The organism is Bacteroides sp. 4_1_36, assembly GCF_003466325.1.
Classification (GTDB): Bacteria; Bacteroidota; Bacteroidia; order Bacteroidales; family Bacteroidaceae; genus Bacteroides; species Bacteroides uniformis.
The window spans coordinates 102,244-115,433 of sequence record NZ_QSOX01000006.1 but is presented as its reverse complement, the minus strand read 5'-3'; the positions used below and the strand labels follow the sequence as shown (position 1 = coordinate 115,433).

Annotated in this window: 12 protein-coding genes; 2 read left to right on the top strand and 10 right to left on the bottom strand. The window is 46.5% G+C overall.

Features of this window, described 5'->3' with window-relative positions; translation table 11 throughout:
- Positions 1-24: 24 nt before the first annotated feature.
- The 3 genes from gldE to mutY all read right to left on the bottom strand — a co-directional run bounded on the left by gldE (position 25) and on the right by mutY (position 2,966).
- Positions 25-1,374, bottom strand: a complete 1,350-nt coding sequence (gene gldE, locus DXD65_RS08255) for a gliding motility-associated protein GldE (RefSeq protein ID WP_005826743.1) — start codon at positions 1,372-1,374, stop codon at positions 25-27.
- 23 nt (positions 1,375-1,397) lie between these two features.
- Positions 1,398-1,853, bottom strand: a complete 456-nt coding sequence (locus tag DXD65_RS08250) for a single-stranded DNA-binding protein (protein WP_005826745.1) — start codon at positions 1,851-1,853, stop codon at positions 1,398-1,400.
- 72 nt (positions 1,854-1,925) lie between these two features.
- Positions 1,926-2,966, bottom strand: a complete 1,041-nt coding sequence (gene mutY / locus DXD65_RS08245; RefSeq protein ID WP_117887560.1) for an A/G-specific adenine glycosylase — start codon at positions 2,964-2,966, stop codon at positions 1,926-1,928.
- A gap of 157 nt (positions 2,967-3,123) precedes the next feature.
- Between mutY and DXD65_RS08240 the strand changes: the two genes are divergently transcribed.
- Positions 3,124-3,399 carry an HU family DNA-binding protein gene (locus DXD65_RS08240; protein ID WP_005826750.1) on the top strand — a complete coding sequence of 92 codons (276 nt, stop codon included), beginning with the start codon at positions 3,124-3,126 and terminating at the stop codon, positions 3,397-3,399.
- Between the two features lie 234 nt (positions 3,400-3,633).
- Complete coding sequence (locus tag DXD65_RS08235) at positions 3,634-5,208, top strand: ribonuclease E/G (RefSeq protein WP_005826752.1); 1,575 nt, start codon at positions 3,634-3,636, stop codon at positions 5,206-5,208.
- Between the two features lie 80 nt (positions 5,209-5,288).
- Here the strand turns inward: DXD65_RS08235 and DXD65_RS08230 are convergent, their stop codons facing one another.
- The 7 genes from DXD65_RS08230 to DXD65_RS08200 form a co-directional block, all read right to left on the bottom strand.
- Positions 5,289-6,461, bottom strand: a complete 1,173-nt coding sequence (locus tag DXD65_RS08230) for an iron-containing alcohol dehydrogenase (protein ID WP_008663720.1) — start codon at positions 6,459-6,461, stop codon at positions 5,289-5,291.
- 8 nt (positions 6,462-6,469) lie between these two features.
- A complete protein-coding gene (locus DXD65_RS08225; RefSeq protein WP_117887539.1) occupies positions 6,470-7,402 on the bottom strand; it encodes a phosphatase PAP2 family protein in 933 nt (310 codons plus the stop codon).
- Complete coding sequence (locus tag DXD65_RS08220; protein ID WP_005826758.1) at positions 7,399-8,052, bottom strand: CDP-alcohol phosphatidyltransferase family protein; 654 nt, start codon at positions 8,050-8,052, stop codon at positions 7,399-7,401. Before DXD65_RS08220 ends, DXD65_RS08225 begins: the two co-directional genes overlap by 4 nt.
- Positions 8,042-8,569: a GtrA family protein gene (locus DXD65_RS08215; protein WP_005826761.1), complete on the bottom strand. Its 528-nt coding sequence runs from the start codon at positions 8,567-8,569 to the stop codon at positions 8,042-8,044. Before DXD65_RS08215 ends, DXD65_RS08220 begins: the two co-directional genes overlap by 11 nt.
- Positions 8,554-9,027, bottom strand: coding sequence for a phosphatidylglycerophosphatase A (locus DXD65_RS08210; protein ID WP_005826764.1), 474 nt, complete (start codon positions 9,025-9,027; stop codon positions 8,554-8,556). The genes DXD65_RS08215 and DXD65_RS08210 overlap by 16 nt, the downstream gene beginning before the upstream one ends.
- 138 nt (positions 9,028-9,165) lie before the next feature.
- A complete protein-coding gene (locus tag DXD65_RS08205) occupies positions 9,166-10,455 on the bottom strand; it encodes an inositol-3-phosphate synthase (protein WP_034525517.1) in 1,290 nt (429 codons plus the stop codon).
- A gap of 107 nt (positions 10,456-10,562) precedes the next feature.
- On the bottom strand, positions 10,563-13,100 hold the full coding sequence (locus tag DXD65_RS08200) for a DUF5686 and carboxypeptidase-like regulatory domain-containing protein (protein ID WP_008663728.1): 2,538 nt from the start codon (positions 13,098-13,100) through the stop codon (positions 10,563-10,565).
- Positions 13,101-13,190 lie beyond the last annotated feature (90 nt).

Here is a 13,190-nt window from a genome sequence, read left to right as displayed (position 1 = left end):
AATTTAAAAATTAATAATTAAAAATTAAAGGGAAGAAGAGTTGGGTTCTGCCGGGGCATTTACTGTGAACTTCACTTTCAGGATACGGCGGTTGTCCATCTCCAACACCTCAAACTCATAACGGCCGTAGGTCACCTTTTCATGGAGAGCAGGAAATTCCCCCTTCAGTTCCAGCAGAAGTCCGGCAAGCGTATCGGCATCCCCTGCCACCTCATCGAACGTTTCCTCGTCTATCTTCGTTATTTTATAGAAATCAGTCAGCTGGGTCTTGGCTTCAAATACCCAAGTGTGGTCATTCAGTACGGCATATGTACGTTCTTCATCATCGTATTCGTCATGAATTTCGCCCACAATCTCCTCAATAATGTCCTCCATGGTGACAATGCCCGACGTACCACCGAACTCATCGACCACAATGGCTATATGAATCTTGTTTGCCTGGAAATCGCGCAGCAAATCATCAATCATCTTGGTTTCGGGCACAAAATAGGCGGGCCGGATAAGCGACTGCCAACGGAAATTATCCCCTTTGTTCAGATGGGGAAGCAAATCCTTGATATAAAGCACCCCCTTGATATTGTCACGGCTATCCGCATAGATGGGAATACGGGAGTAGACATTCTCTACGATGCACTTCACCACATCTTTGAAAGGGGTACGGATATCCAGGTCCACCACATCAAGGCGAGAGGTCATGACCTCCTTGGCCGTTTCCCCGCCAAAGCGGATGATACCTTCCAGAATATTATTCTCCTCCGAAAGCTCTGCCTTGTCGGTCAGCTCCAACGCATGCGAGAGTTCATCGACCGATATGTTATGGTTCTTGCGGACCATATGCTTGTTCAGGAAAGAGGTGGAACGTACCAGCATAGATGCCATCGGATAGAATACGGAACGGCAAAACGTGATGCCGGGAGCGGCAAAACGGCAGAAAGCCAGCGTCTTCTGAGCCGAATATATCTTAGGCATGATTTCACCGAAAAGCAACAGCAAAAATGTAAGGACTACTGTCAGAATGAGGAACTCTGCAATGGGAGAATGAAATTGGAACACATTCATAAAGAAGAAGTTGCAGAGCATGATTATGGTTACATTCACGAAGTTGTTCGTAATCAGAATCGTTGCCAACAAACGTTCGCTGTTGTCCAGCAGATTACTGATTTTCTCATCCGAAGGATGCTTTCTCTCCGCTATTGCATTCAGGTCTGACGGAGAAAGAGAGAAAAAGGCTATTTCGGAAGCTGATGCAAAACCGGAAACAAGCAAAAGCAAACCTGCCAACACAATGGCTACAACGGCCGAAATAGAAGGAGTCTGTACGGATATACCGTTAAAAACATCTGCCAACTGGCATAAATAAGCGTCTGGGTCCAAAGATTTTGGTTTTAGTTAAACAATTAGAACGGCAAGTCGTCCGTCGGGTTATCTTGTGCAGGGGCAGCCTGCGGTTGTACTGGTTGTTGTGGCTGGGGGGCGGCTCCCGCCTGCGGCGCATAAGGGCCAGCACCGGGAGTTGCCGTTCTCGGAGTCAGCATCTCCATATTGTCGACAAATATCTCAGTCACATAACGCTTGATGCCTCCCTGGTCATCGTAAGAACGGGTACGTATCTTACCTTCCACGTAAAGCTTATCGCCTTTATGCACATATTTCTCAACGATTTCGCCTAAACGGCCACGGAATATCAGGTTATGCCATTCGGTACGGTCCGGAATCTGCGTACCATTCTGCAAAGTGTATCCTTTCTCCGTAGTGGCCAAAGAAAGCTGGGCAACACAGTTTCCACCTTCATAATAGGTTATTTTAGGGTCTTGTCCCACATTTCCTATCAATATCACTTTATTTACTGACATAAGCTTCTATTTTATTAATTTGCTGCCAAAATTAACGAGAATATTCACACCATGCAAGAATACAAACAACTTTTATACATATTTCTCCAAGAAAGCATGTATCAGCCGGGGTACCGCATAACGGCCCAAATCTTCGACTGCAACCCGTTGGTAACTTGAGAAGGAGCTCGAATTATCGGGCAGAGTAACCTCGTAGAAGTTGGTGTAAATCACTCTGTGGGACAATACGTGCTTCACCCCCCGAAGCAGTATACGGACCATCCGTACCTCTCCCTCTGCAAACAGCGCATGAAACTGCGGACATGCCAGAAATTCCTCTTCGGATAAATCTTTTTCCGTTTCAACCAGAGGCAATTCAAAGAGATTTTTCCAGATATCGTCCTCCGTCCTCTTATGTATCAAGGTATGCACGCCCATGCGTACATATATATAATTAAAATAGCGGTTGGTGGTCTTGGTTCTGTGCTGCTTCACGGGCAGTTGCTGCACTTTTCCTTCAGACAATGCCCGGCAGCTGCCGGACAAAGGACAAAACAGACAGTTGGGCGACTGCGGCGTACACTGCACGGCTCCGAAGTCCATAATTGCCTGGTTATAATCTGCCGGCCTGGATTTATCGAGCACCTCACCCGCCAAAGCGGTAAAAGTCTTTTTCCCTTCAGTAGAATCAATGGGAACATCAATGCCGAAATAGCGGGAAAGCACCCGATACACATTCCCGTCGACCGCCGCATAAGGCATGTCATAGGCAAAGGAGCAGATGGCCGCTGCCGTATAATCCCCCACTCCCTTCAAGGCACGTACCTCTGCATAGGTTTTCGGAAATGTCCCCTTCATGCTTTTGGCTGCGGCATGCAGGTTACGGGCACGCGAATAGTACCCCAGGCCCTGCCAATATTTCATCACTTCGTCCTCGGACGCAGCAGCCAGCGACACCACATCCGGGAAGCGTTTTATGAAACGCAGAAAATACTCATACCCCTGCGCCACTCTTGTCTGTTGTAAGATGATTTCAGAAATCCATATCAGATAAGGGTCCGTGGTATTTCGCCACGGAAGGTCGCGTTTGTTCTCCGCATACCAGTCCAACAATGTTCCGCTAAAAATATTCATGCTGCAAAAATACTTCATTTTCAGCCTAACAAAGCTTAATGCCAAGACTTTTTTAGAAAATTGTCCGAAATATATTTTTTAGAGCCACGGAAAAGCTATATATTTGCAGTCCAAAAAATTAGGAAAACTATAGTAATAATATTTTTTTTAAAGAAAAATGACTAAAGCTGATATTGTAAACGAAATTACAAAGAACACCGGAATTGATAAGACAACCGTACTTACAACCGTTGAAGCATTCATGGACGCAGTAAAGGCATCTTTATCCAAAGATGAAAATGTTTACCTCCGCGGGTTTGGTAGTTTTGTAGTGAAGAAAAGAGCCCAGAAAACTGCTCGCAACATCTCCAAGAACACTACAATAATCATTCCGGAACATAACATTCCGGCATTTAAGCCTGCAAAAACGTTCACCCTCTCAGTGAAGAAATAATAAACAATAGTATTAACCCATAAAATTTTGAAGCTATGCCAAGCGGAAAGAAGAAAAAAAGACATAAAATGTCTACGCACAAGCGTAAAAAAAGACTAAGAAAGAACAGACATAAAAGCAAAAAGTAATTTTTAGTCTGAAGGACAAAATAAAGAACAAACTTGTGAAGCAAAATGTCTCGCGGGTTTGTTCTTTGTTTAAGTAGTAAATTGAATCATTTAAAAGCCAATTATTGTGACAAGCGAACTCGTTGTAGACGTACAGCCCAAAGAGGTATCCATTGCACTGCTTGAAGACAAGCAGCTGGTGGAACTCCAGAGCGAAGGAAGAAACATCTCCTTTTCGGTGGGCAACATGTATTTGGGACGCGTCAAGAAATTGATGCCCGGCCTGAATGCCTGCTTCGTGGACGTGGGTTACGAGAAAGACGCTTTTCTTCATTATCTGGACCTGGGTCCTCAATTTAACTCGTTAGAGAAGTACGTAAAGCAAACTTTAAGCGACAAGAAGAAGCTGAATCCCATTACCAAAGCAACCATACTTCCCGACCTTGAAAAGGACGGAACGGTTTCCAACACACTCAAGGTGGGACAAGAAGTAGTGGTGCAAATTGTCAAGGAACCTATCTCTACCAAAGGGCCGCGACTGACTTCCGAGCTTTCCTTTGCCGGAAGATACCTCGTGCTGATTCCCTTCAATGACAAGGTTTCCGTATCACAAAAAATTAAATCGAGCGAAGAGCGCGCACGCCTCAAGCAACTGTTGATGAGTATCAAGCCGAAAAACTTCGGCGTCATCGTCCGCACCGTGGCCGAAGGAAAACGTGTTGCCGAGCTCGACGGAGAGCTTAAAGTATTACTGAAACATTGGGAAGATGCCATTACAAAAGTACAGAAGGCCACCAAATTTCCGACACTGATTTACGAAGAAACCAGCCGTGCCGTAGGACTGTTGCGCGACTTGTTCAATCCTTCCTTCGAAAACATCCACGTGAACAACGAGGCTGTGTACCACGAAATCAAGGATTACGTAACCCTCATCGCCCCTGAACGGGCAGGAATTGTGAAGCTGTACAAAGGTCAACTCCCCATTTACGACAATTTTGGTATCACCAAACAAATCAAGTCGTCATTCGGCAAGACCATTTCATACAAAAGTGGTGCCTACCTGATTATTGAGCATACTGAGGCGCTTCACGTAGTAGACGTGAACAGCGGTAACCGCACCAAGAATGCCAACGGGCAGGAGGCCAACGCACTGGAAGTGAATCTGGGTGCAGCCGACGAACTGGCACGCCAGCTCAGACTAAGGGATATGGGTGGTATCATCGTGGTGGACTTCATCGACATGAATGAAGCCGAAAACCGACAGAAGCTTTACGAACGTATGTGTGCCAACATGCAGAAAGACAGAGCACGTCACAACATCCTGCCGCTCAGTAAATTCGGACTGATGCAGATTACACGCCAGCGTGTACGCCCGGCTATGGATGTAAATACGACGGAAACCTGCCCCACCTGCTTCGGTAAAGGCACCATCAAATCGTCCATCCTCTTTACGGACACCTTAGAGAGTAAGATTGACTACCTGGTCAACAAATTGAAGATAAAGAAATTCTCGTTACACATCCACCCGTACATCGCAGCCTACGTCAATCAGGGACTCGTCTCCTTGAAACGGAAGTGGCAGATGAAGTACGGATTCGGTATCAAGATTATTCCAAACCAGAAATTAGCATTCCTGGAATATGTATTCTACGACCTGCAAGGGGAAGAGATAGACATGAAGGAAGAAATCGAAATCAAATAAAAAAGACGGCGAAGGGTATTTATCTTCGCCGTCTTTTTTAGCTCTTGCTTTGGGGGAGCTCTCCCCAAACATGCCTTTCGTTATAAAGCCAAACGATAGATTTCCCTGCAATCAGTCATGGTCAGCTTCACGTAGTTGCCAAGCAGTTCGCCTTTATTGCGCCGCAGACTGACGAGCATACGGTCTATATCGGGATGCTCGATACCCAACTCCTTAAAGCTAACCGGCAAGCCCATGTAACGGAAAAAGTGTTTCAGTCGGGCAGTACCTGCCAAAGCCATCTCTTCCAAATCTTCGGACTTGGGTATATCAAAAACACGATGGGCAAACTGGGCTATCTTTGCCGGATTATGTTCTGCCATAAAAGCCATCCAGGCAGGGAAGATTACAGCCAAGCCGGCACCGTGGGCTACATTATAGATAGCACTGATTTCATGTTCCAGTGCATGGGATGCCCAGTCTTCCTCACGCCCTACCCCACAAGTTCCGTTATGCGCCACAGTGCCACACCACATAATGTTGGCACGCGCGGCATAGTTGTCCGGTTGCTGTTTCACCCGGTAAGCTTCTTTAATGATAGCTGTCAAGGTGCCTTCACAAAGCCGGTCGCTGATTTCCACATCCGGTGTATTCGTGAAGTAACGCTCCATGATGTGGGCCATCATGTCGGCAATGCCACAAGCCGTCTGATAAGCCGGGAGGGTGTAGGTCAGTTCAGGATTCATGATGGAAAATACGGGACGCAAATGCTCGGGGGCACAGAGACCCAGTTTTTGGAGTGTCTCTGTCTTGGTAATTACCGTATTGCCCGAACCCTCGCTTCCGGCAGCCGGGATAGTCAGCACCACGGCTACTTTCAACGCTTTCTCCACCTTGGCACGACCGATAAAGAAATCCCAGAAGTCCCCATCATAGAGGGCTCCGGCAGCAATGGCCTTTGCCGTATCTATGACCGAACCACCTCCCACAGGAAGCATCATATCCACCTGCTCACGACGGCAAAGCTGAATACCTTCGTATACCTTCCCGTCAATGGGATTGGGCTGGACACCTCCCATTTCGCAATAAGCCACACCGGCTTCCTGCAAGGATTGCTTCACCCTATCCAGCAGACCACTCCGTACAACAGAACCGCCTCCATATACTATCATCACTTTTTGTGCACCATACTTACGCGCCAATGCACCGACTTGCACTTCAGTATTCTTGCCAAAGACAAACTCTGTAGGACTATAAAAAACAAAATTATTCATTGTATACCTTATTTAATGTATCGACTGTATCTTTCAAAGAAGCGTCCGAACGCTCCCCACTTCATCAGTCCTTTCTCAAAAACAAAAATACCCAGCAATGCACAAGAGATGCCCAGCATCACATCAATCAGATAATGGTGTCCCGAATAGACAGCCGTCCACCAGATACCGACCATAATCACCGCAAACAACGCTATCAACCACTTTTTGCTGCGGTCCATAACCGCGTAGGCCAAAGCCACCACCATATAGGCGGCATGGAGCGAGGGCACTGCCGCAAATACATTGGCATTCCTTCCGTAAATGGAGTTGAAGATGGAGCATCCCAGCAATTCGTCAAAGCGCCCTAAGCCTGCCACATTGCCCGGAGTGTCGAGTATCGGCTCGAAACCATAATTCATGGCATACCAGGGCGGAGCAGCGGGATGGATGTAATAGCCGGCAAAACCGATGAGATTAACCAGCAGGAACACCATCGCAAAACGAAGATATACCTTACGGTCACCCTTCAGATAGAGCCACAACCCGAATGCAATGGGAACCGGTACCCAACAGAGATAGAATATCCCGGCAAAGAAATCGGCAACAGGACAATGGTTCAAAGCAAAATACTCACAAGGGATAAGGACAGCACCGTCTACAGACAAGCCAAAAAGGGATTTTTCTGCCTCATAAAGTCCTTTTACATCAATGGGATTCACCTGGTAATTGGGATATACGCGCATCCAGTCATACGAAATGCCGAATATGAAAAACGGCAACAGCGCCACTGCCAACTTACGGGTTGTCTGTCCGGCAAAGAACAATAACAGAAATACACCCCCCATCAGGAAATGTTCCGGACGAAGCCCGATACAGACCGCTGTCAGAATCAGGAAAAACGCTGTGATGACAATCACCAGCACTACCTCTCTCACAGAGGGAAACAAACTATTTTTCATTCCTTGTCTTTCAGTAGTTTATAGCAATGCGCCAAGCGGGCAAATGCCGTCAAATTCGCCAATATTGCAATCACTGCCATAGGCACAATTAGTATCAGCATCGGGTCGAATAAAGTACAATCACCAAAGATACCGCAGAACATGGCACCGAGGGCAGTCAGCACAACGCGTTCGGGGCGCTGCATGAAACCGACTTTACACTCCAGCCCCAAACCTTCGGCACGGGCACGCACGTAACTCACCATCAGCGAACCTATCAGCGCAATGAATGTAATGATGGAGCCCCACAAATAGCCTTGCAGCATCAGGTAATAGAAGATGCCGAACAATGTCACGAGCTCGCTGTAACGGTCGAGTACGGAGTCGTAGAGCGCACCGAAAGTAGAACTCATTTTACCCACGCGTGCCACACGTCCGTCCATCATGTCAAACAACCCGGCAAAGAGCACAATACCGCCTCCCCAGCCCACATAGGCCAGTTCACCACTCTTGTACACCCCGGCATACACAAACAAGGCAGCCGCCACGATATTCAGTACCAGCCCCGTAGTCGTAATAAAGTTAGGCGTAATGCCAATTCTAATCATACCATGCACCACAGGATTGATAATCTTGTATATCACCTGCTGCAACCAATCTCTATAATTCATATTCGTCTTTTTTGTTCTCTAAATAATGTTTCAGAAAGCCTTTTATATTGTGATTACGATAAACGAAAAAACGTTGCAGATGGTAGTTCCAAAAAAAAGCTACCAGCACTGCTACTATTATCTTTGACAGAATAAATACATTGTCTATATAATATCCCAACAGCCCATTGACCCATGTCATGCCCGTAAGCCACTCGGTCAGTGCAAAAGTGCCCCAGGTATTCAGTATAATGCTGCCTCCCCAGACAAAGAGATATTTCACGGCAACATGCGTTTTCTTACAGTCTTCGGCATGGAACACCCATCCGTAATTAATGGCACAGTTTACAATGCCTCCTACCACGGAACCCGTGAATGTGGCATAAAGATAAAAAACAGCAAAAGCCTTTACCAGAAGGATAGTCACCAGAAAATCGACAAAGCTTGCGAATTGCGCAGAAATCTGGGCCTTGAAGAAGATCCAGACAGAATGGCGCCACGACACACCTTTGCCATTTGATTTCAACTGATTATCCATCTTGCCACAATCAAAATTATAAATCCGTAGACTCCAGACAGAATATCGTCCATCATTACCCCGATTCCACCCGGCAGACTTTCCATACGGCGAATGCCCAAGGGCTTGAATATATCAAACAAACGGAACAAGACAAATGCTCCCAATGCATACCATACATGTCCGGCGGGCGCCGCAAGCAAGGCAATCCACACACCGACCATTTCATCGACCACCACGCGCGAAGGGTCTTCGCCCCAAGATGCCTCCAGGCGGTTAGCAGCCCAGATACCGGCAAGTGTAAATACCAAAATCAATGCTACTGTCAGCCACAAAAGGCAGGCACTTGAAACCAGATAAGACAACCCGAACCAGATAAGCGTAGCCAGCAAAGCTCCCGCAGTGCCGGGTGCAAAAGGAGAAAAGCCCGAGCCAAAGCCCGTACCGATAATGACTGGGAGGAGGGAGGGTTTCTTCATCAAAAAAGTAATGAGGTGATAAATGCGATAAAAACGGTAAAGTGATAAATGCAATAAAGTAATAAAAGTGATAAAGTGGTAAAGTGCTATCACTCTATCACCTTACCACCTTATTTTTATCACCTTATCACTGTTTTTTTAATCCAGATAACTCGGTGCTGTTTCACCCACCATGTTACGGAGAGTCTCTTTCACCATGCGCCATTGCTGGAACAAATCGTGTACCGGCTCATGCTCGAAATCGTGCATCGGGCTCTTGCAGAAGAAGGATAGCCACGTCTGGATGCCGCACATACCTGCACGCAATGCCAAATCACTGAAAATAACCAAGTCGAGCGCGATGGGAGCAGCAAGAATGGAGTCACGGCACAGGAAGTTAACCTTGATTTCCATCGGATAGCCCATCCAGCCGAAAATATCGATGTTGTCCCATGCTTCCTTGTTATCCTTACGAGGAGGATAGTAGTTAATGCGTACCTTATGATAAACATCACCGTACAAGTCAGGATATTTCTCCGGTTCGAAGATATTGTCGATAACAGACAGCTTGCTGACCTCTTTTGTCTTGAAGTTCTCCGGTTGGTCGAGTACCTCGCCGTCACGGTTACCCAGAATATTCGTAGAGAACCAGCCGCTTACACCCAACATACGGGTCTTGAACATCGGAGCAAGCACCGTCTTCATCAAAGTTTGGCCACTCTTGAAGTCCTTACCGGAAATGGGCACATTCATTTTCTTGGAGAATTCCCACATGGCTGGAGTATCCACACACAGATTAGGAGCACCCATAATAAACGGAGCGCCTTCTGCAATGGCAGCATATGCATAGCACATACTCGGAGAGATTACTTCAGTATTGTTTTCCTTCATTGCCTGTTCCAAAGCAGCGAGAGATTCGTGCTCCTTGGACAGAGGAATATATATTTCGGTACTTGCAGCCCACAGCACAGCAATACGCTCGCAGTTATTGGCTGCCTTGAAGTTACGGATATCCTCACGCAACTGCTCTGTCATTTCCCAGCGAGTAGCAGCCTTCTTAATATGCGTACCGTTCAAACGTTTTGCAAAATTGTGGTCGAATGCAGCAGGCATCGGCTTGATGGCTTGCAGTTCGTCTTTTACCAAATTCAAGTCTTTCTCTTTCAAAACCTCGGCATACATAGCAGCTTCGTAGGCGTTGTCCGGGAAAATGTCCCAACCGCCGAAAATGATATCATTCAAATCAGCCAAAGGCACTATGTCTTTGATAAGTTTCTCTTTGCCATCCTGCATGCGCATAGCAGCCATTTGTGTGATTGAGCCTATAGCTTTTGCCAAGCCCTTGCGAGCAGCTAATGTACCGGTAATCATGGTGGTTGCAACCGCACCACCTACTCCGACTACCAGCACGCCCAGGCGTCCGGTTGCCGGCTTAATGTTTTCTTTCATTGCCATTGTATTATTTAGAGTTTAAAAAATTGCTCAAATTTAGGGTATTTTACTCAATTGGGATTAGTCATTTTATCCGATTTAATGTCCTATTAGTAAGATTTAAGTTAAAATGTCATGTGTAGACTGATTCTGAGCCCGGATTTGTCGATATTTGGTAAATTTCGGTAAGTCAAACGCCATACATAATCGACACGCAATACTTTGAAAATATTTTCAACACCTACACCTGCCTCTACGTATGGCGTATGCCCCATTGTAGTGCTGCCGGCAGGAAAACGGAACAAATCCTGCTGAAAAGCCGGATTATTCTTATCACTCAAATTCCCATACAAGCCGCGACAGGAAAGCACTTCACGCCATTTCAACTTTTTCAACAAAGGAATACGGTTGAAGAGCCAGCCGTTCAAGTAATAGGTCACATCCCAGGAAGCGTATTCATCGTTCATGAATTCCATGGCATTCATCAGTGAATAGGACTCGGGCTGTATGGTATAGGACAAGTTCGCGTTGGGAATGACGAGCAAAGGGAAAGGAACCTTGTTCCATACTTTCCCGGCCTTCAGGATAACGTCCGTATAACCGAATGCTGAGAACCAGAAACGCTTTTGAAAACCCGCTTCCGTATAGTGATAGGTATAGTCTCCTCCCAGTACCCCTTTGGCAGCCATGGTATGTGTAAGCGAAAAGACCGGAGCATCCAGCGAAACGGGGAAACGGTTCCATTGGGTCTGGAAGAATTTCTCGTTGGGAGCATAGCGCAGCTTCAATTCCAGTTCACTGGTCGAAATACTTTTTACATACGTATTATGGTCGTCCTGCTTGACGAAAGGAATCAGATGGGATGATTCATCTTTACGCAGACGCGTCGTCATCTGTACGGAAAAACCGGAATGGAACTCATTGGTATAGGTCAGTTCCGCCTTCCGCTGATAACCGATACGGTCATCCTTCTGACGTTTCAAAGCAAGAAAAACATTGTCCTGACTGGTATAAAGATAGTGTTGTCCATATTGATTGACATCTGACAAGTAACGGAGCTTCAACGAATGTATAGGAAATTCATTGGCATATTCCTTCTTCTTATGAAAAGAATATTCCAGTTCGGCAAGTCCTTTTACACGATGGTCGCGAAAACCGTATGCCATATACCCCCTACCGAACAGATGCGGATTGAGCCATGCCGTCGTCATACCGCCGGCACGCAAGCGCACCCCTTCCAGTGTATTTCCGCTGATGGTGGTATTCATCATACCGATATAGAACAAAGGTTCTTTTTCCTTCGGAGCGGGAATATACCCCGTGAACAGCACCTTCAACACTTTCTCCGTCCAGAAATAAACGGGATAGCTGCGCAACTGGGCCATCATCTTGTCCACCGAAGTTTCTTTCTTGCTGACTTCCACCTGGCGGTTGGCATCCCAATATGCTTCCGAATAGCCGGAAGCCGATGTCTCTTCAATCACCTTTTCCGGTTTTCGGAAAGCCTGCAGAGCCTTGTCATCCGGTTCATACTGATAATTTCTGTAATACACATCCCGCTTGGCATAAATACCGTCACTATTGTCCACCAACTTGAACTCCGTAGTGATACTCTCATTGAGCAACTGCCTCGTACCGTCCTCCGCGCGGTCAAAATTCTGTTCAATCTTCATGTAGTCCACAAAGTTCAGATTTATTTTCTGAGGAAAGTTCATGACGGCACGCTTTACAAAATAGGTACTGTCCAGCATGACGTATAAATGTCCCGTAAAACCGAACGACTCGGAGTTGAAAGGGACAAATGTCAAGTCAACACAAGGCTTTCCGGCAACGGTAAGCGTATCCATCAGATAATATTTGTAGAAAGACGGCCCAAGGGAGGAAAGCGGACTGACAAACTTATTGGTGAACAAGGTGATGTTGTTCTCATAAAGGTCTACATCGGTCATGGTGACACTGATAGCCTGCTCCATACCCTGCTGGGAAAGCATTTCGTCCACTCCTGCCTGCCTGCGGGCGGTGACCCACTGTTTCCGGCTATGCGGAGACTTGCGGTAATAGTCTGTGGCAAGTAACTCACGGTTGGAGATGGCCAGTACCGGCCTGCCGGTAACGGCAGAGGTATCGACATAATCCGTCAGAAACTTGAACTTACGGTAAAGCCACTTCTGTTGCTTCAAGCTGTCGAAGTTATTGATGGCAAAAGTCATCTTTTCATAGCGGTCACGTTTCCAGAAGTCGCGTTCGTCGGGCGAGTAGTCATCCCGATGCTCTATCATCTTGCGTACAAACTCCACTGCGGGATTATCCTTTTTCTTATACCGTTCACGTTTCGGCTTCACCACCACCTCATCCAGTGCATAAGTGGCTGGCGAAAGGGCAATATTGAACTTAGAAGACTTTGCAGGATGAATCAGCCGGACATATTCATTATATCCCACGGCCGAAATGACCAGCGTGGCCTCCGGGCGATAGGTCTTGAAGGAAAAACGGCCGTTATTGTCCGTCATCCCTCCCTCCGTAGTTCCTTTCAGATAAACTGACGTATAAGGCAACGGCTCCTTCGTCAACGAATCGGTGACAACGCCTTGCACCATATATTGTGCTCTCAATGGAAGAGTAACCAGCTGGATAAGCAGAAATACCCTAAAAAACAACTTCATACCTTGTTTTACCTAATTTGGATGGCAAAGGTACGGAAGAAAACTTTTTCTTAAAGTTCGGTTTTACGGAATAAATGTTCTAAAAAACTC

Coding starts and splice junctions, on each gene's coding strand:
- DXD65_RS08250 (WP_005826745.1), bottom strand. CDS start 1,853: ATGTCAGTAAATAAAGTGATATTGATAGGAAATGTGGGACAAGACCCT.
- mutY (WP_117887560.1), bottom strand. CDS start 2,966: ATGAATATTTTTAGCGGAACATTGTTGGACTGGTATGCGGAGAACAAA.
- DXD65_RS08240 (WP_005826750.1), top strand. CDS start 3,124: ATGACTAAAGCTGATATTGTAAACGAAATTACAAAGAACACCGGAATT.
- DXD65_RS08230 (WP_008663720.1), bottom strand. CDS start 6,461: ATGAATAATTTTGTTTTTTATAGTCCTACAGAGTTTGTCTTTGGCAAG.
- DXD65_RS08225 (WP_117887539.1), bottom strand. CDS start 7,402: ATGAAAAATAGTTTGTTTCCCTCTGTGAGAGAGGTAGTGCTGGTGATT.
- DXD65_RS08220 (WP_005826758.1), bottom strand. CDS start 8,052: ATGAATTATAGAGATTGGTTGCAGCAGGTGATATACAAGATTATCAAT.
- DXD65_RS08215 (WP_005826761.1), bottom strand. CDS start 8,569: ATGGATAATCAGTTGAAATCAAATGGCAAAGGTGTGTCGTGGCGCCAT.
- DXD65_RS08210 (WP_005826764.1), bottom strand. CDS start 9,027: ATGAAGAAACCCTCCCTCCTCCCAGTCATTATCGGTACGGGCTTTGGC.
- DXD65_RS08205 (WP_034525517.1), bottom strand. CDS start 10,455: ATGAAAGAAAACATTAAGCCGGCAACCGGACGCCTGGGCGTGCTGGTA.
- DXD65_RS08200 (WP_008663728.1), bottom strand. CDS start 13,100: ATGAAGTTGTTTTTTAGGGTATTTCTGCTTATCCAGCTGGTTACTCTT.